Origin of the sequence: Burkholderia sp. Bp9016 (assembly GCF_003857765.1) — a bacterium.
In the GTDB taxonomy this organism is placed as follows: domain Bacteria; phylum Pseudomonadota; class Gammaproteobacteria; order Burkholderiales; family Burkholderiaceae; genus Burkholderia.
The window spans coordinates 330,747-347,822 of record NZ_QTPY01000002.1; the positions used below are offsets into that span (position 1 = coordinate 330,747).

16 protein-coding genes are annotated in these 17,076 nt (G+C 69.3%); 3 read left to right on the forward strand and 13 right to left on the reverse strand.

The annotated features are described in order from the left end of the window. Positions 1-85: 85 nt before the first annotated feature. From DIE13_RS03955 to DIE13_RS03985, 7 genes are all read right to left on the reverse strand, one after another. Positions 86-790, reverse strand: coding sequence for an ABC transporter ATP-binding protein (locus DIE13_RS03955; protein WP_124825911.1), 705 nt, complete (start codon positions 788-790; stop codon positions 86-88). Beyond that, positions 787-1,536 carry an ABC transporter ATP-binding protein gene (locus tag DIE13_RS03960; RefSeq protein ID WP_124825912.1) on the reverse strand — a complete coding sequence of 250 codons (750 nt, stop codon included), beginning with the start codon at positions 1,534-1,536 and terminating at the stop codon, positions 787-789. The genes DIE13_RS03955 and DIE13_RS03960 overlap by 4 nt, the downstream gene beginning before the upstream one ends. Then, positions 1,533-2,774: a branched-chain amino acid ABC transporter permease gene (locus DIE13_RS03965; RefSeq protein ID WP_124825913.1), complete on the reverse strand. Its 1,242-nt coding sequence runs from the start codon at positions 2,772-2,774 to the stop codon at positions 1,533-1,535. The genes DIE13_RS03960 and DIE13_RS03965 overlap by 4 nt, the downstream gene beginning before the upstream one ends. Beyond that, complete coding sequence (locus DIE13_RS03970; protein WP_124825914.1) at positions 2,767-3,702, reverse strand: branched-chain amino acid ABC transporter permease; 936 nt, start codon at positions 3,700-3,702, stop codon at positions 2,767-2,769. Before DIE13_RS03970 ends, DIE13_RS03965 begins: the two co-directional genes overlap by 8 nt. 13 nt (positions 3,703-3,715) lie before the next feature. Further along, on the reverse strand, positions 3,716-4,153 hold the full coding sequence (locus tag DIE13_RS03975) for a thioesterase family protein (protein ID WP_124825915.1): 438 nt from the start codon (positions 4,151-4,153) through the stop codon (positions 3,716-3,718). Between the two features lie 94 nt (positions 4,154-4,247). Beyond that, positions 4,248-4,784 (reverse strand): NUDIX domain-containing protein, encoded by a 537-nt coding sequence (locus DIE13_RS03980; RefSeq protein ID WP_124825916.1) that lies wholly within the window; start codon positions 4,782-4,784, stop codon positions 4,248-4,250. 121 nt (positions 4,785-4,905) lie between these two features. After that, positions 4,906-6,144: a YbfB/YjiJ family MFS transporter gene (locus DIE13_RS03985; RefSeq protein ID WP_124825917.1), complete on the reverse strand. Its 1,239-nt coding sequence runs from the start codon at positions 6,142-6,144 to the stop codon at positions 4,906-4,908. A 124-nt stretch (positions 6,145-6,268) separates the two neighbouring features. Between DIE13_RS03985 and DIE13_RS03990 the strand changes: the two genes are divergently transcribed. Next, complete coding sequence (locus tag DIE13_RS03990; protein WP_124825918.1) at positions 6,269-7,192, forward strand: LysR family transcriptional regulator; 924 nt, start codon at positions 6,269-6,271, stop codon at positions 7,190-7,192. A gap of 156 nt (positions 7,193-7,348) precedes the next feature. On the opposite strand, the gene alaS is transcribed toward DIE13_RS03990, so the two are convergent. Continuing rightward, the gene (alaS, locus tag DIE13_RS03995; protein WP_124825919.1) at positions 7,349-9,973 is read right to left on the reverse strand and encodes an alanine--tRNA ligase; all 2,625 of its coding nucleotides are present in this window, start codon (positions 9,971-9,973) and stop codon (positions 7,349-7,351) included. Between the two features lie 238 nt (positions 9,974-10,211). Here alaS and DIE13_RS04005 point away from each other — a divergent pair, with 238 nt between their 5' ends. Next, positions 10,212-11,432 carry a CaiB/BaiF CoA-transferase family protein gene (locus DIE13_RS04005; protein WP_124825920.1) on the forward strand — a complete coding sequence of 407 codons (1,221 nt, stop codon included), beginning with the start codon at positions 10,212-10,214 and terminating at the stop codon, positions 11,430-11,432. 158 nt (positions 11,433-11,590) lie between these two features. Here the strand turns inward: DIE13_RS04005 and DIE13_RS04010 are convergent, their stop codons facing one another. Next, positions 11,591-12,139, reverse strand: coding sequence for an alpha/beta hydrolase (locus DIE13_RS04010; protein ID WP_124825921.1), 549 nt, complete (start codon positions 12,137-12,139; stop codon positions 11,591-11,593). 182 nt (positions 12,140-12,321) lie between these two features. After that, positions 12,322-12,531, reverse strand: coding sequence for an ornithine acetyltransferase (locus tag DIE13_RS04015; RefSeq protein WP_006497729.1), 210 nt, complete (start codon positions 12,529-12,531; stop codon positions 12,322-12,324). Between the two features lie 253 nt (positions 12,532-12,784). Here DIE13_RS04015 and DIE13_RS04020 point away from each other — a divergent pair, with 253 nt between their 5' ends. Continuing rightward, entirely contained in the window at positions 12,785-14,494 is a 1,710-nt protein-coding gene (locus DIE13_RS04020; protein ID WP_124825922.1) for a glutamine--tRNA ligase/YqeY domain fusion protein, read from the forward strand. A 120-nt stretch (positions 14,495-14,614) separates the two neighbouring features. Here the strand turns inward: DIE13_RS04020 and DIE13_RS04025 are convergent, their stop codons facing one another. From DIE13_RS04025 to DIE13_RS04035, 3 genes are all read right to left on the reverse strand, one after another. Further along, a complete protein-coding gene (locus DIE13_RS04025) occupies positions 14,615-15,094 on the reverse strand; it encodes an NUDIX hydrolase (protein ID WP_124825923.1) in 480 nt (159 codons plus the stop codon). Between the two features lie 11 nt (positions 15,095-15,105). Continuing rightward, positions 15,106-15,492, reverse strand: coding sequence for a hypothetical protein (locus tag DIE13_RS04030; RefSeq protein WP_124825924.1), 387 nt, complete (start codon positions 15,490-15,492; stop codon positions 15,106-15,108). Between the two features lie 127 nt (positions 15,493-15,619). Further along, the gene (locus DIE13_RS04035; RefSeq protein WP_124825925.1) at positions 15,620-17,005 is read right to left on the reverse strand and encodes a cytochrome-c peroxidase; all 1,386 of its coding nucleotides are present in this window, start codon (positions 17,003-17,005) and stop codon (positions 15,620-15,622) included. Positions 17,006-17,076 lie beyond the last annotated feature (71 nt).

Consider the following 17,076-nt stretch of genomic DNA (forward strand, 5'->3'; position numbering starts at 1 on the left):
TTCCCACACCTGGCGATGCACGTCCGCACCGGAAATTGACTGGCGTGATCTGCCGAACAGTCGGCGGGATGGGCTCTGCCCCCGCTCAACCGGCGCTCAGCCATGCACCGACGACGTCGCTGCCGAGCCCGTCGAGCGCGCCGTCGTAGACGATCCGGCCGCGCCCCATCACGGCGACGCGCCGCGCAAGCCGCGGCGCAAGCTGCAGCCGCTGCTCGATCAGCAGGATCGCGACACCATCGGCCTGCAGCGCGGCGAGGCACGCGCCGACCTCGTCGACCGCGAGCGGTGCGAGCCCTTCGGCCGGTTCGTCGACGATCAGCACGCGCGGGCTGCCCGCGAGCGCGCGCACCAGCGCGAGCACCTGCTGCTCGCCACCCGACAGGCGGCCGGCCTTCACGTCCGCACGCTCGGCCAGCAGCGGAAACCGCGCGAGCAGCCGTTCGAGCGCGGCGCGCCCGGCCACACCGCGCGCGCCGCGCAGGCCGAGCCGCAGGTTGTCGCGCACACTCAGCAGCGGAAAGACGTCGCGGCTTTCGGCCACATAAGCGACGCCGCGCCGCGCGATCTCGAAGGTGCGCGCGCCCACGCATTCGACTCCCGCGATATGCACCGAGCCCGCCGTCCGCACAAGCCCCATCACGGCCTTCGCGAGCGTCGAGCGCCCGGAGCCGTTGCGGCCGAGCAGCGCGAGCGTTTCGCCGGGCGCGAGCGCGAGATCGACACCGTCGAGCACGGGCTGCATCCCGTACCACGCATGCAAGCCACGAATATCGAGCAGCGCGCTCATGCGTGCTCTCCGAGATACGCGCGACGCACGGCCGGATCGGCGCGGATCGCGTCGGGCGCGCCGGTCACGACCACCGTGCCACGCACGAGCACCGTGATGCGCTCGGCGAAGCCGAACACCGCGTCCATGTCGTGTTCGATCATGAGCACCGTGCGGCCCTGCGTCGTCGCGCGGATCAGCGCGATCATCCGCGCCGCCTGTTCGCGGTTCATGCCGGCCGTCGGTTCGTCGAGCAGCAGCGTGCGCGCGCCGCTCGCGAGCGCGATGCCCAGATCGAGCGCACGTTGCTCCGCATAGCCGAGCTCGCCGGCAAGCGTGTCGCGCCGCGCATCGAGGCCGATGTCATGCAGCACGCGCGCGGCCGCGAGATCGACCGACGCCGATTCGCGCAGCCGGTTCCACCAGCGCCGCCGCTCGGCCGGTGCATGCAGCGCGGCGCAGCGCAGGTTGTCGAACACGCTCAGCCGCGCGAACGCACTCGTCTGCTGGAAACTGCGGCCGATGCCGAGGCGGCTCGCCGCGACCGGCCCGCGCCCGCGCAACTCGACGCCATGCAGCACGACGCGCCCGCGGGTCGGCCGCGTCGCGCCGGCGATCACGCCGAACAGCGTCGACTTGCCCGCGCCGTTCGGTCCGATCAGCGCATGACGCTCGCCGGCGGAGACGCTCAGTTCGACACCGTCGAGCACCGTCTGCATGCCGAAGCGCTGCACGATGCCGTGGAGCACGATCGCGTTGCCGTTCATCGCCGGTCCTCCCGCCTGCCGCCCCGCGCGCCGGCTCCACCGCTCGCGAGCCGAGCGCGCCAGCCCCACAGCACCATGCCGATGCCCGCCGCCGAGCACGCGACGGCCCAGCCGGCCGGTGCGTCGGCATCGATGCCCCACGCGCCGAACGCGACGCCGGCGGCACCATCGTCCTGCGCGAAGCGCCACGCATAACCGAGCTCGGCCGCGCAGACGATCGCGACGCCCCAGAACACGCACGCGCCGACACCGCACAACATGCGCCAGCGCTCGAGCGCCGGCGCGTCGCGGCGCAACGCGTGCGCGACATCCTGCGCGAGGCCCGCGATCCCGCGCGGCGCGGCGACGACGACCGCGACGAACAGCACGCCGAGATACAGCGCCCACGCACGCGATACGCCCGCGACGACGACGCTCAGCGCGGTCAGCATGGCTGCCCCGGCCGCCGGCCCGAAGAACCCGCCGGTGCCGCCGATCACCGCGGCGATCAGCACGGTTGCCGAACGCGCCATCGACACGCTGTCCTGCGTCGCGATTTCGACGTCGATCAGCGTCAGCGTGCCGGCGATGCCCGCGAAGAACGACGCGCAGGCGACCATCGCGAGCCGCACGCGGCGCGGCTCGGTGCCGAGCGCCGCGACGCGCGCGGGGTTGTCGCGTACCGCGTTCGCGAGCCGCGCGAGCGGCGTGCGCGTCAGCGCATGCATCGCGATTGCCGACGCGATGCACCACGCGCCGATCACCGTATAGGCCTGCAGCGGCGCACCGAAATTCCAGCTGCCCCACGGCGTGCCGCTCGCGCGGTCGATCGGTACGCCGCCGAGACCGCCGAACCACGCTGGCACGCTCCACGCGGCAGCCGCGACGCATTCGCCGAGACCGAGCGTGATCATCGCGAACACAGTGCCCGCGCGACGGGTCGCGAGCAGCCCCGCGACGAACCCGAAGCCCGCGCCGGCCACGCCGCCGACGAGCGGCAGCAGCGGCAACGGGCCGCCGAAACGATTGAACCAGTGCGCGGCCGCGAACGCGCCGAGGCCGGCGAACGCCGCATGGCCGAACGACAGCAGCCCGGTCGTGCCGAGCTGCAGGTTGTACGACAGCGCGAGCACGACGAGTGCGGCCGTCTGCGCGAGATAGCCGAGCATCGCGCCATGCGGCCACAGCCACGCGGGCAGCATGACGCACGCGGCGAACGTCACCCAGCGCAGCGCGCCGGCGAGTGCGCGGCTATCCATCGACACGCTCGCCGAACAATCCGCGCGGACGCGCGACCAGCACCGCGACGAGCAGCAGATACGGCACCAGCGGCGCGAGCTGTGCGATCGACACGGCGGCTACGCTGTCGGGCAGCGCGACGCCCGCCCATTGCGCGAGCTCGCGCAGCGACGTGTCGCTGGACGCCGCGAAGGTCTGCGCGAAGCCGACCGCGAGCGACGCGACGAACGCGCCACCGAGCGAACCGAGCCCGCCGATCACGACGACCGCGAACACCACCGAGCCGACCGTCTCGGCGAGCGCCGGCTCGATCACCGCGAGCGGCGCGCCGATCACGCCGGCCAGCGCCGCGAGCGCGGTGCCGGCGCCGAACAGTCCCGTCATCACGCGCGGCACGTCGTAGCCGAGCGCCTCGACGGCGTCGCGATGCGTGAGCGCGGCGCGCACGACGAGCCCGATGCGCGACGCGCGCAGCAACGCACCGAGCGCGATCAGCATCGCCGTGGACATTCCCATCATGAACAACCGGTAGCGCGGCAGCGCGAGACCGAACACGGTCACGGGCGCGCCGTCGAAGCGCGGCGGCACCGGCGCCGGCAGCGGCGCGAGGCCCCACAGCAGCTTCGCGCCTTCGCCGATCAGGTACGCGAGCCCGAAGGTCAGCAGCAACTCGCCCGTGTGCCCGCGGGCCTGGACACGGCGCAGCAGCGTGCGCTCGCAGCCGGCGCCCAGCAGCCCGACCGCGAGCGGCGCGAGCACGAGCGCCGGCCAGAAGCCCGCGCGCGCCGCGACGCTGTAGCCGACGTACGCGCCGAGCATGTAGAAGCTCGCATGCGCGAAGTTGAGCACGCCCTGCACGCTGAAGATCAGCGTGAGGCCGGCCGACAGCATGAACAGCAGCAATCCGTAACTGAGGCCGTTGAAGGCCTGGAGCGCGAACGCGTGCACCGCCGCGCGCCTGTCAGCGGGCGAGCGGTTCGAGCGCCGCGCGCAGCGCGTCCGGCAGCGGCACCGGGCGGCGCGTGCCGCGATCGACGTACACGTGCACGAAATGCCCCTGCGCGGCCGGCGACGTCTGCCCGGCCGCGAACAGCCCGATCTCGTAGCGCACGCTCGACGTGCCGAGCTTCGCGACGCGCAGCCCCGCGTCGACCGACTGCGGAAACACGAGCGGCGCGAAGTAGTTGCACTGGGTCTCGACCACCAGCCCGATCGTCTGCCCGTGCTCGACGTCGAGCACGCCCGCGTGGATCAGGTACGCGTTCACGACGGTGTCGAAGTAGCTGTAGTAGACGACGTTGTTCACGTGCCCGTAGACGTCGTTGTCCATCCAGCGGGTCGTGATCGGCAGGAAGTGGGGATAGGCGTCGCGCGAACGCGGCTGCGGCTTGTCGGACATGGCGATGGCGGTCAGGACGGGGATGGCGACGCGCGCCGGCGAACGGCAGGCTGCAGCGGCGCCGCGGATGGAATGGCGGAAGCCGGGCGAGCGGTCACTGCCCCGCTCGATCGACGAATTCGAAATCGAGGCCGCGCGCGCGCATCCAGTCGGCGAGCGCGTAGCCGGTGCCGGCGCGCCACGGGCGCAGCAGCGGCGGATCGACGAGCCGGTATTCGAGCAGCTCCGGCGACAGCGCGACGGTACCCGATGCGCGCACGTGGTACGCGACGATCAGTTCGTTCTTGCGGATGAATTCATAGACGCCGACCAGCGTGACCTGCTCGGCCTTCAGCGCGGTTTCCTCGAACACTTCGCGCGCGATGCCGTCCTCGGGCGTCTCGCCGTTCTCGAGGAAGCCGGTGATCAGCGCGAACATCCCTTCGGGCCACGCCGCGTTGCGCGCTAGCAGGATCTTGCCGTCGAGCTCGACGATCGCGGCGACCACCGGCAGCGGATTGTTCCAGTGCACGTAGCCGCATACTTCGTCCGGGCACGCCTGGCGGACGCGGCTGCCCTCGTGGTCGGGATCGGCGCGCTCGGTCAGCGGGCGCGCGCAGCGCGGGCAAAAACGGTAGTCGGCAGTGGTCATCGACGGGGATCTGGCGAGCGTCCGGCGGCCGCATGCAGGCCGCCCGGTGCGCCCGCTCGGCGCTGGAAAGGCTTCATTCTAGCGAGTTTGCCGCGCCGCGGATGATCCGGCCCCGACGCCGTCAGGGTCGCGCGCGTCCGCTTGCGGCGGTCGCCGCGAAACCGGCCGCGCCGACCAGCAGCGCAACCGCCGCAACCCACAGTGCGGGCGAGAACGACCCGAAGTGCGCGGCGAGCGGCGCCGCGACGAGCGGGCCGAGAATCTGCCCGACCCCGTACGACGCGGTCGCATAGCCCATCAGCCCGGCCGCGCGCTCGCCATGCAGCCGGCGCGCTTCGCGCATCGCGAACAGCGTGATCGCGGTGAACGGCAGCCCGAGCAGCGCGCTGCCGACCGAGAAACCGGCCGCGTTCGGCCACACGATGCCCGCCGCGATGCCGAGCGCCTGCGTCGCACAGCCGGCCGCGAGCAGCAGCCGGTTGTCCCAGTGGCCGGGCAGCCGCGCGGCGGCGATCGCGCCGACGATCAGCGCCGCGCCGAACATCGGCCAGAACAGGTCCGGCCACGGCGAGCCGGCCGGCAGCGCGGCGCGCGCGATCACCGGCAGGAACCTCGCGGTGATGATGTAGCCGAAGCCTGGCATCCCGTACAGCACGACGAGCCACGCGGCATCGGCCCGATGGCGTCGCGCATCGGCCGGCGCGACTGCGGCAGCCGCATGCCGCGCGGACGCGGCCGGCTGCCCGGCGACGGCCGGCGCATCGCCGAAGATGCGCCAGATCGCGACGGACAGCACCGCCGACAACGCCGCGAAGCCCAGCCAGCCGGGCGCCGCGCGGTGTCCGGCCAGCGCGCTGCCGATCAGCCCCGTGAGCACGATCCCGACGCCCGGCCCCGCGTAGATCACCCCGCTCCACTCGGGCGCGTGCAGCTCCGCCAGCCGCCGCAACCCCCATTGCGACACGAATACGAACGTCCACGCGCTGACGACACCCGCGACGAAGCGCACGACGAGCCAGACGGGCAGCAGATGACCGACGCCCATCGCGGCGGTCAGCAGCACCGTGGCGGCGAGCCCGGCGCGCACCATCCGCGCGGGCGCGATCTTCAGGGCCGCGCAGCTGACCGCGCCGACGAAATAGCCGGCGTAGTTCGCCGACGCGAGCCAGCTGCCGGCCTTCAGGCCGATCGAGCCGTCGGCGAGCATCAGCGGCAGGAGCGGCGTGAACGCGAAGCGGCCGACACCGAGCGCGACCGCCAGCCCGATCATGCAGGCAAGCGCGGCCGTGCGCGCACGGCGGTCGGCATCGTCGGACAGGTGCGCGCCGGGAGCGGCGCTCGGAGCATCGGAACGGGACATGGCGGCATGGGCCGCGCGCAGCGCGCGCCGGCCGGAACGGGAATCGGAATGCCTGTATCGTAGCTTGACCAAATGTTCTTGAAAAATGAATAATCAAGAACCAAATTATCTCCTGGAGAGAATCATGGATCTGGCGGCGCTGGCGATTTTCCGGGCCGTCGTGCGCGAAAACGGCGTGACGCGCGCGGCGGCGAAGCTCAATCGTGTGCAGTCGAACGTGACGACACGCATCAAGCAGCTCGAAGAGGAACTGGGCGCGGCGCTGTTCGTGCGCGACGGCCGCCGGCTCGTGCTCACGCCGGCCGGCCACACGCTGCTGCCGTACGCGGAACGGCTGCTCGCGCTAGCCGACGAGGCGCGCGACGCAGTGCGCGAGGACACGCCGCGCGGGCGGCTGCGGCTCGGCACGATGGAAAGCACGGCCGCGAGCCGCCTGCCGACCGTGCTCGCGCGCTATCACCATGCGTGGCCCGACGTGTCGCTGGAGCTCGTCACCGGCACGACCGGCTGGCTGATCGACAAGGTGCGCGATTTCGAGATCGATGCGGCGCTGTTCGCGCGGCCGCCCGCGCCCGACACGCTGCCCGACACGTTCGAGACCGTGCCGATCTACCGTGAGGACCTGGTGCTGCTGACCCCGCGCGGCCATCCGCCGGTGCGTACGCCGCGCGACGTGATCCTGCCGACACTGATCGCATTCGAGCGCGGCTGCACGTACCGGAAATACGTCGAGCAATGGTATGCGCAATGCGGGATGAAACCCGCGCGGGTGCTCGAACTCGGCTCGTATCACGCGATCGTCGCGTGCGTCGCGGCCGGCGCGGGGATCGCGGTCGCGCCGCGCTCGGTGCTCGACCTGCAGCCCGAGACCGGCAACGTCGCCGCGCACACGATCGCCGAACTCGAGGGGATCGATACGCTGCTCGCGTGGCGGCACGGGTATGCGTCGGCGGCGCTCGCCGCGCTGCGCGATGCGCTTGGCGACGCCGCGCACGCCTCGCAGCAGGCAGCCGATCCGGCCAGCACGCCGTCAGTGGTACCGGTCTGAGCCGGCGGTTCGGGCGAGCGGCGCGCGTTCGCCGCGCATGCCACCCTACCCCGCCCCGCCCCCAAAACGAAACGACCCGACCGGCCAACGCCGATCGGGTCGTTTTTCATCGAACGCGATGCGGTCAGCGAGACCGCACCGCATCGGCCGCGACGATCAAAGACGCGCTTCGACCCAGCCCTTGACGCCCGCGAGCGCGCCCGGCAGGTTCGCCGGTTCCGTGCCGCCTGCCTGCGCCATGTCCGGACGGCCGCCGCCCTTGCCGCCGACCTGCTGCGCGACGAAGTTCACGAGCTCGCCGGCCTTGACCTTCTTGCTCGCGTCGGGCGTGACGCCCGCGATCAGGCTGACCTTGCCGCTTTCGACGGCCGCCAGCACGATCGCCGCGCTCTTCAGCTTGTCCTTCAGCTTATCGACCGTTTCGCGCAGCGTCTTCGCATCCGCGCCGTCGAGCGTCGCGGCCAGCACGTACACACCGCCGACTTCGACGGCCTGCTGGGCGAGCTCGTCGCCCTGGCTCGATGCGAGCTTCGACTTCAGCGCGCCCAGTTCCTTCTCGAGCGACTTCACCTGATCCTGCACCTGCGCGATACGCTGCGCGAGTTCCGACGGCTGAGCCTTCAGCGCGGCGGCCGCTTCGTTCACGCGCGCGTCGAGTTCCTGCACGTAGCGCACCGCGTTGTCGCCGGTGATCGCCTCGATACGGCGGATGCCGGCCGCGACGCCGCCTTCGACGACGATCTTGAAGAAGCCGATGTCGCCGGTGCGATGCACGTGCGTGCCGCCGCACAGTTCGCGCGAGAAGCCGAGATCGAGCACGCGCACTTCGTCGCCGTACTTCTCGCCGAACAGCGCCATCGCGCCGCCCTTCACCGCTTCGTCGTACGGCATCACGCGCACGATGCCCGGCGCGTTCGCGAGGATTTCGTCGTTGACGATCTGCTCGACGCGACGGATTTCGTCGTCGGTCATCGGTGCGTTGTGCGCGAAGTCGAAGCGGGTTTTCTCCGCGTCGACGAGCGAGCCCTTCTGCTGCACGTGCGCGCCCAGCACCTCGCGCAGCGCCTTGTGCATCAGGTGGGTCGCCGAATGGTTGCGCTGCGTGCGGGCGCGGCGGTGCGCGTCGATTTCCGCGCGCAGCACGTCGCCGAGCTTCAGCGTGCCCTGCTCCAGCGTGCCGTGATGGCCGATCACGTCGGCCTGCACCTTCAGCGTGTCGGCCACCGCGAAGCGCGTCGCGGCGTTCGCGAGCACGCCCTGGTCGCCGACCTGGCCGCCCGACTCCGCATAGAACGGCGTGTGGTCGAGCACGACGACCGCATTCTGGCCGGCCTTCACTTCGTTGACCGACGCGCCGTCGACGTACAGCGCGACGACCTTCGCGTCGTCGAACGCGATTTCCTCGTAACCGTGGAAGGTGGTCTTCGCGCCCGTGTATTCGAGGCCCTGCGCGGCCTTGAACTTGCCGGCCGCGCGCGCCTGCTCGCGCTGACGCGCCATCGCGTCGTCGAACGCCGGCTCGTCGACCGTCATCCCGCGCTCACGGCACACGTCGGCCGTCAGATCCAGCGGGAAGCCGTACGTGTCGTGCAGCTTGAACGCGAGCTCGCCGTCGAGCACCTTGCCGCCCTTCGCCTCGACGTCGGCCAGCGCGGCTTCGAGGATCGACATCCCGTGCTCGATCGTCTCGAAGAAGCGCTCTTCTTCCTGGCGCAGCACGTCGGTCACGCGTTGTTCGGCTTCCTTCAGTTCCGGGTACGCCGCGCCCATCTCGGCGACGAGATCGGCCACCAGCTTGTGGAAGAACGAACCCTTGCGGCCGAGCTTGTAGCCGTGGCGGATCGCGCGGCGCACGATGCGGCGCAACACGTAGCCGCGGCCTTCATTGCCGGGGATCACGCCGTCGACGATCAGGAACGAGCATGCGCGGATGTGATCGGCGATCACCTTCAGCGAGTTGTTCGTGAGGTCGCTGATCTCGGTCACGCGCGCGGCGGCCTTGATCAGGTTCTGGAACAGGTCGATCTCGTAGTTGCTGTGCACGTGCTGCAGCACCGCGGCCAGGCGCTCGAGGCCCATGCCGGTGTCGACCGACTGCTTCGGCAGGCGCGTCATGTTGCCCTGCGCGTCGCGGTTGAACTGCATGAACACGAGGTTCCAGATCTCGATGTAGCGATCGCCGTCTTCCTCGGCAGATCCCGGCGGGCCGCCCCACACTTCCGGGCCGTGGTCGTAGAAGATTTCGGTACACGGGCCGCACGGGCCGGTATCGCCCATCGTCCAGAAGTTGTCCGACGCGTAGCGCGCGCCCTTGTTGTCGCCGATCCGGATGATCCGCTCGGTCGGCACGCCGACTTCCTTCGCCCAGATGTCGTACGCTTCGTCGTCTTCCTGGTAGACGGTGACCCACAGCTTTTCCTTCGGCAGCTGGTAGACCGTGGTCAGCAGTTCCCACGCGAAGCGGATCGCGTCGTGCTTGAAGTAGTCGCCGAACGAGAAGTTGCCGAGCATCTCGAAGAACGTGTGGTGGCGCGCCGTATAGCCGACGTTCTCGAGGTCGTTGTGCTTGCCGCCCGCGCGCACGCTGCGCTGCGCCGTGGTGGCGCGCGAGTACGGACGCGGGTCCGTGCCGAGGAACACGTCCTTGAACTGGACCATGCCCGAGTTCGTGAACATCAGCGTGGGGTCGTTACCGGGCACGAGGCTCGACGAGCGGACGATCGTGTGGCCCTTCGATTCGAAGAATTTAAGGAATTTCTCGCGGATTTCGGCAGCTTTCATGGCGTGCGGGGAATGTCTGGCTGAGCGGCTTCAAACGCCGGCCGTCCTCGCGGACGCACGGCGGGCAAATATCGTAAACGATCGATTATACGATAGAGACTGCCGCCCCAGACGGCAGCGGCCCGCCCGGCCGGACGAGCGGCCTGGGCCACCTGCGCGGCCGATTCGCCTTAAGATGCTCGGCATGCCAATCCGCCCCGCTCCGGCCGGGCGAGCCACGAAAGGAGACGATTCGACGATGGGTGCCCTGAGCCATATCCGCGTGCTGGACCTCACCCGCGTGCTCGCGGGCCCGTGGTGCGCGCAGACGCTTGCCGATTTCGGCGCCGACGTGATCAAGGTCGAGCGCCCCGGCGCCGGCGACGACACGCGCCACTGGGGGCCGCCGTACCTGAAGGACGCGGCGGGCGCCGATACGGCCGAGGCCGCGTACTACCTCGCCGCGAACCGCAACAAGCGCTCGGTGACGGTCGACATCGCGACGCCCGAGGGCCAGCAGATCGTGCGCGAACTCGCCGCGCAGAGCGACGTCGTGCTCGAGAACTACAAGGTCGGGCAACTGAAGAAGTACGGGCTCGATTACGAATCGCTGCGCGCGGTGAAGCCCGATCTCGTCTACTGCTCGGTCACGGGCTTCGGCCAGACCGGCCCGTACGCGCACCGCGCGGGCTACGACTTCATCGTGCAGGGGATCGGCGGCTTCATGAGCATCACCGGCGAGCGCGACAGCGAGCCGGGCGGCGGCCCGCAAAAGGCCGGCGTTGCGATCGCCGATCTCGCGACGGGCCTCTATTCGACGATCGCCGTGCTCGCCGCGCTCGCGCACCGCGACCGCACGGGCGAAGGCCAGTATATCGACATGGCGCTGCTCGACGTGCAGGTCGCGTTGCTCGCGAACATGAACACCAACTTCCTCGCGAGCGGCAAGGCGCCGGTGCGCTGGGGCAACGCGCATCCGAACATCGTGCCGTACCAGACGTTCCAGACGAGCGACGGGTGGATCATCGTCGCGGTCGGCAACGACGGGCAATTCCGCAAGTTCGTCGAAGCCGGCGGCCGCCCCGAGCTGGCGGACGACGAGCGGTTCGCGACGAACCCGGCGCGCGTGCGTCATCGCGACACGCTGGTGCCGATACTCGCGGCGATGGTGAAGACCCTCGGCAAGGCGCACTGGATCGCCGCCCTCGAAGCGGCCGGCGTGCCGTGCGGGCCGATCAACGCACTCGACGAGGTGTTCGACAACGAACAGGTGATTGCGCGCGGGATGCAGGTGTCGTTGCCGCACCCGTGCGGCGCGGACGTGAAGCTCGTACGCAATCCGATCCGGATGAGCGCGACACCGCCCGACGCGCGCACCGCCCCGCCGCTGCTCGGCGCGCAGACGGAAGACGTGCTGCGCGACATGCTCGGCTACGACGATGCGCGGATCGCCGCGTTGAAGGCGAAGCAGGCAATCTGATCGCACCGGCACGGCAGCCGCGCGGCGCCTGTCGGGCACGCGCGGTGATGTGCGCGGACGTCGCCGGCGACGAGCGGACCGGTTTGCTGACTGGTCGACGCGAACTCACGCCGACTCGCCGACGCCGACTAATCGTGACGAATACCGACTTCCACAGGCTAACGCGCAAGCGCGTCGAGCCAGTCGCGCGCGGCCGGCCAGTCGCCGAGCCCGCTGTCCGCGTTGATGTGGCCGTGCGGGCCGAGGTCGCGGAAGGTGCTGCCCCAGGCATGCGCGCAGCCGCGCGCGAACGCGATCGAACCGTACGGATCGTCGCTGCTCGCGACGACGCAGGTCGGAAACGGCAGTCGTTCGTGCGGCACCGGTCCGAAGCCGTGCGCGTCGGTCGGAAACGCCGGCCCCGCAGGATCGGGCAACGCGACGAGCAGCGCGCCGCGCACCTTCGCGAGCGCGGCCGGCCGCGCATAGCGGGTCGCCCACCACGCGGCGGTCAGCGTGCCGAGGCTGTGCGCGGCGATCGTCACGGGCCCCGGTGCGGCTTGGACCGCGCGGTCGAGCGCGAGGCACCAGCCGTTGCGCGACGCATGGTCCCAGTCGGGCATCGCGACGCGCACGAAGCGCGCGTCGGCGCGCTCCCAGCGGCTTTGCCAGTGGAGCGGGCCGGAGTTGCCGTAGCCCGGCAGCACGAAAACGAGAGAATCGCTCATGGAAGATTCGTCGACCAAGGGTATCGTTATGTGAGGTCGACGAAGTGTCGCACACCCGCCCTCCCTGAGGCTGCCTGTCGAATCGCGGAAGAATCGCAGAATGGGTGTGCGGGGAATGAACGGGTCGCGATGGGCCTCAAACGCCATCACGACCGGCCGGCGCTCATGCGCGCCGGCTTCGGTCAGCGCACGCCGGCGCCGACCAGGCCGCCTGCTGCCGCGCCGGCGACCGTGCCGACCGGGCCGCCCGTGATCAGGTAGCCGAGCGCGCCGCCCGCGGCCGCGCCGATACCGGCATTACGCTGCGTATGCGTCATCGCGCATGCGCCGAGTTGCGACAAGGCCGCGACGATTACCGCGGTACGAACGAGAAAAGTGGTCTTCTTCATCATGATTGTTGGCTTCCTCCCGCCAGGCAAAAATTACGAATGGCGGCATTGAATCGGTAAGGCCATCATAGGAAAACCCGAACGGCGACGGCAATCCGATTTACGTCGTGTTACAGCCGACACACTATCGAGATATTGCGCCACACCTCCCCGCGCGGCTCGCGCCATGCCGCAACCCGCGCGGGACGGACCCCGGTCAGGTAGAATTGCAGGATTAAACCGGCGCGACGCGCCGACACAACCTGACGCCAACCGCATGAGCACCGAACGCAACGACGCCCCCGCGGCTTCCAACTTCATCCGCAACATCATCGACGACGACAACCGCACCGGCAAATGGGGCGGGCGTGTCGAGACGCGCTTCCCGCCCGAGCCGAACGGCTATCTGCACATCGGCCACGCGAAGAGCATCTGCCTGAACTTCAGCGTCGCGCGCGACTACGGCGGCGTGTGCCACCTGCGCTTCGACGACACGAACCCCGAAAAGGAAAGCGTCGAATACGTCGACTCGATCGTCGACGCGGTACGCTGGCTCGGCTTCGACTGGCGCAAGGACGCGGTCGATCACCAGTATTTCGCGAGCGACTACTACGACAAGCTGTACGAGTTCGCCGAGCTGCTGATCCAGCGCGGCAAGGCGTACGTCGACAGCCAGAGCGCCGAAGAAATGCGCGCGAACCGCGGTTCGCTGACCGAAGGCGGCAAGCCGTCACCGTTCCGCGAGCGCTCGCCCGAGGAAAACCTCGACCTGTTCCGCCGGATGAAGGCCGGCGAGTTCAAGGAAGGCGAGCACGTGCTGCGCGCGAAGATCGACATGGCTTCGCCGAACATGAACATGCGCGACCCGGTGATCTACCGGATCCGCTACGCGCACCACTACCGCACCGGCGACGCGTGGTGCGTGTATCCGATGTACGACTACACGCACTGCATCTCGGATGCGCTCGAAGGCATCACGCATTCGCTGTGCACGCTCGAGTTCGAGGATCACCGCCCGCTGTACGACTGGGTGCTGAACGAGCTTGCGGAAGCCGGCATGTTCACGCGTCCGCTGCCGCAACAGATCGAATTCTCGCGACTGAACCTCACGTACGCGATCACCAGCAAGCGCAAGCTGCTGCAGCTCGTGACCGAAGGCCACGTCGAAGGCTGGGACGACCCGCGCATGCCGACGATCGTCGGGATCCGCCGCCGCGGCTTCACGCCGGAGAGCATCCATCTGTTCTGCGAGCGTATTGGCGTGACGAAGGTCGATTCGTGGATCGACATGAGCGTGTTCGAAGGCGCGCTGCGCGACGACCTCGACGACAAGGCCGCGCGCACGGTCGCCGTGCTCGATCCGCTGAAGCTCGTGATCGACAACTATCCGGAGGACCTCGAGGAAGCGTGCACGGCCCCCGTGCATCCGCACCATCCGGAGCGCGGCGTGCGCACGTTCCCGATCTCGCGCGAGCTGTGGATCGAGCGCGAGGACTTCGTCGAGAACCCGCCGAAGGGCTATTTCCGCCTGTTCCCGGGCAACAAGGTGCGTCTGCGCTACGGCTACGTGATCGAATGCACGGGCTTCGACAAGGACGCCGACGGCAACGTGACGGCCGTGCACTGCAACTACTTCCCGGACAGCAAATCGGGCACCGAAGGCGCGAACAACTACAAGGTCAAGGGCAACATCCACTGGGTCAGCGCGAAGCATGCGCAGGCGGCCGAAGTGCGAATCTACGACCGGCTGTTCAAGGAGCCGCATCCGGACGCGGGCGGCGCGAACTTCCTCGATGCGCTGAACCCGGACTCGAAGAAGGTCACGCAGGCCTATGTCGAACCGGGCGCCGGCGACGTCGCACCGGAAACGCGTCTGCAGTTCGAGCGTCACGGCTATTTCGTCGCCGACCGCGTCGATTCGAAGCCAGGCAAGCCGGTGTTCAACCGGATCGTCGGGCTGCGCGACAGCTGGGGCAAGCCGGCCTGACGGCCTGCTCCGCGCGCGACGCGGGCCACGAGGCTCCCGGTGCGCGACAATAAGAAACCGGCCTGCGGGCCGGTTTTTTATTGCGTGCCGACGATCGCGGCGGCAGCGAGCATCCGGCGCTCAAGCGCCGGTCAACTGCCGATGCAACTCCGCGAGTGGCAACGTCGTACGAAACAGCCGCGCGAGGCTACGGCTCGCATACGCATCGACGTCGCCCGGCGCGGTCCAGCGATACGCGTCCATCTCCGGGATCAGCGAGCCGTCGCGACGGCTTGGAAACAGCGACGTGCATGTGCAGTGCGCAGGGTCGATTTCGTCGTCCGCGACCCGCACCGCGAACAGGTGCAGATCCTTGTCGTGACGATAGGCGAAGCGGCCGAGATCGAGCAGCCGCGCGGGCGCGAATTCGATGCCGGTTTCCTCGCGCAGCTCCCGTAGCGCGGCATCGACCGGCGCCTCGCCGGGCTCGCCCTGCCCCTTCGGGATGTCCCAGTGCGTGGTATCCGTCGCATGCGCGAGGAACACACGTCCGGCCGCATCGAGAATCACGACGCCGCACGATACCGTACGCGGCGTGCGCGGCGCACCGCTGCGCGTCATTGCACGTGCGCTCAGCGCTTCTGCAACTGCCACTTGCCCGCGGCGGTCTTGCAGAAGACCGGCTTGAGCGTCATCGTCTGGCCCTTCGCAGCGATTTCGGTGGCGATCTCGCGGCAGGTCTTGCCGTCGCTCTCGGACGTCGAGGGCGTGAGCTTCGCATCGATCTGCGTGCCGCGGCCGCTGCTCTGCCACGTCGTGGTCTCGCCGTCCTTGCCTTCGTCTCGCACCTGCGCGACGGCCTGGGTCAGCGACGCACGGTCGGTCTTGCTGAAGTACGTCAGGGGCGTGTCGTTCAGGAAGCCCAGGTTGCTTTGCGCATGAACGGGCAGCATCGCGGCTGCAAGCGCGGCGCCGGCCAGCACGCGCGTAACGACGGAAACAGATGCACGCATCGACATGTGTTGTTCTCCTTGGATGTTCGATCGAACGGCGTGGCGCACGGCCGGCGAACCGGGGGCCGGCCCTCCGGCACGCGCCACGCCTGTCAGCCAGCGAGCATAGCATGCGTGCCGCAAGGGCCGTGTTCTAGTGCGCAGCCGACGCGGCCGCCGGTTGATATCCGTCAGTCAGCGTGTCAAGGAACGCGATCACGTCCTTGATCTCGGCCGCATTCAGCGCGGGTGCATCGCCGCGCTTGCGGTCGAACGGCGGCTCGCGGTTGATGTTGGGCCAGTAGCGCTTCGGCAGGTCGTCGTAGATCTGCACCTTGCCGTGCACCACCGGATAGAACTTCTCCGGGTGGATATCGCGCTCGACGTAGAAGCGCATCACGTCCTCGAGCGAGTGATACACGCCGTTGTGGAAGAACGTCTTGCGCAGCGCGACATTGCGCAGCGACGGCGTGCGGAACAGCCCGCAGAATTCGTCGCGGCCCTTCAGGTCGGTACGCTCGGGGCCGCATGCGCCGAGATCGTGGAAGCGCGGATCGCGATTGACCGGCAATGCGCGGTTGCGTGGCACCGCAATCGCGATCAGGCCGAAGTCGCTGAACTGCGGCGGCGTGCCGTCGAGCGCGCGCTGGCTGATGTGGCAGCTCGCGCAATTGCCCTTCTTCTCGTCGTTGAAAAGCCGCAGCCCGCGCAATTCGGCCGGCGTGAGCGGTGCTCGGCCCGCGAGGTACGCGTCGTACTTGCTCGTATAGGGCGAGAACAGCTCGGGCGTCTGCTCGAACGTCTCGAGCGCGCGCAGCACGGCCTTGAACGTGCTGGCGTCGTCGTCAAGCACCTTCACGCCGAACACCGCGCGAAACTCGTCCGCATACGGCGCGGCCTTCACGGCCTGCGCGACCTTCGCGGGCGTGCTGTTCATCTCGAATGGCGATGTGAGCGGAATGCGCGCCTGCTCGGCGCCCGTGTCGACGCGGCCGTCCCACGTGAGGCCGCCGGTCGGGCCGGCATCGACGCTCTCGTCGCCTTCGTCGTCGGAGTCGTGGAAGTGCTCGGTGAATTGCGGCACGCCCTGCAGGTACTTGAGCGACGGCACCGCGCGGAAACCCGAACGCTTCATGTCGTCGCCGCCCAGTTGCACGGCCAGCCCGTTCGGCGGCCCGAACGCGTGCTCGGGGCTGTGACACGACGCGCATGCAAGCTTGCCGGAACCTGACAGCGTAGGGTCGAAGAAAAGTTGCTTGCCGAGCGCCGTCATCCGGCGCACGCCTTCGTAAACTTGCGCACGGGTCTGCGGCTGATTCACGGCGACCACCGGGCCGCTCGCATCGATCGTTGCGGACGCAACCGGTTGTACGGCACCCGATGCGCTGGATGCGCTCGCAACCGGTGCGGCCGGCGTGCCGGCACCCGGCTGCGCGTCACAGCCGGCAAGGGTTACGAGCGCGGTGGCCAGCACGAGCGCGCCGGTCAGATGCAGCCGCGAGCGCGCAAATGCGCCGGCTGCCGGTTGGCGAGGCTTCATCGATTCGAAGGAAAGTGGGTTCATGAGCGGCCGGAGTTTATGTCAGCCGCATGACCATTCCATGACGCCAC

Bases quoted from the DNA above. Each gene is read 5' to 3' on its own strand.
- alaS (WP_124825919.1), bottom strand. From the start codon at position 9,973: ATGAAAGCTGCCGAAATCCGCGAGAAATTCCTTAAATTCTTCGAATCG.
- DIE13_RS04025 (WP_124825923.1), bottom strand. From the start codon at position 15,094: ATGACGCGCAGCGGTGCGCCGCGCACGCCGCGTACGGTATCGTGCGGC.
- DIE13_RS04005 (WP_124825920.1), top strand. From the start codon at position 10,212: ATGGGTGCCCTGAGCCATATCCGCGTGCTGGACCTCACCCGCGTGCTC.
- DIE13_RS03980 (WP_124825916.1), bottom strand. From the start codon at position 4,784: ATGACCACTGCCGACTACCGTTTTTGCCCGCGCTGCGCGCGCCCGCTG.
- DIE13_RS04030 (WP_124825924.1), bottom strand. From the start codon at position 15,492: ATGTCGATGCGTGCATCTGTTTCCGTCGTTACGCGCGTGCTGGCCGGC.
- DIE13_RS04035 (WP_124825925.1), bottom strand. From the start codon at position 17,005: ATGAAGCCTCGCCAACCGGCAGCCGGCGCATTTGCGCGCTCGCGGCTG.
- DIE13_RS03965 (WP_124825913.1), bottom strand. From the start codon at position 2,774: ATGGATAGCCGCGCACTCGCCGGCGCGCTGCGCTGGGTGACGTTCGCC.
- DIE13_RS03975 (WP_124825915.1), bottom strand. From the start codon at position 4,153: ATGTCCGACAAGCCGCAGCCGCGTTCGCGCGACGCCTATCCCCACTTC.
- DIE13_RS04010 (WP_124825921.1), bottom strand. From the start codon at position 12,139: ATGAGCGATTCTCTCGTTTTCGTGCTGCCGGGCTACGGCAACTCCGGC.
- DIE13_RS04020 (WP_124825922.1), top strand. From the start codon at position 12,785: ATGAGCACCGAACGCAACGACGCCCCCGCGGCTTCCAACTTCATCCGC.
- DIE13_RS03990 (WP_124825918.1), top strand. From the start codon at position 6,269: ATGGATCTGGCGGCGCTGGCGATTTTCCGGGCCGTCGTGCGCGAAAAC.
- DIE13_RS03960 (WP_124825912.1), bottom strand. From the start codon at position 1,536: ATGAACGGCAACGCGATCGTGCTCCACGGCATCGTGCAGCGCTTCGGC.
- DIE13_RS03985 (WP_124825917.1), bottom strand. From the start codon at position 6,144: ATGTCCCGTTCCGATGCTCCGAGCGCCGCTCCCGGCGCGCACCTGTCC.
- DIE13_RS03955 (WP_124825911.1), bottom strand. From the start codon at position 790: ATGAGCGCGCTGCTCGATATTCGTGGCTTGCATGCGTGGTACGGGATG.
- DIE13_RS04015 (WP_006497729.1), bottom strand. From the start codon at position 12,531: ATGATGAAGAAGACCACTTTTCTCGTTCGTACCGCGGTAATCGTCGCG.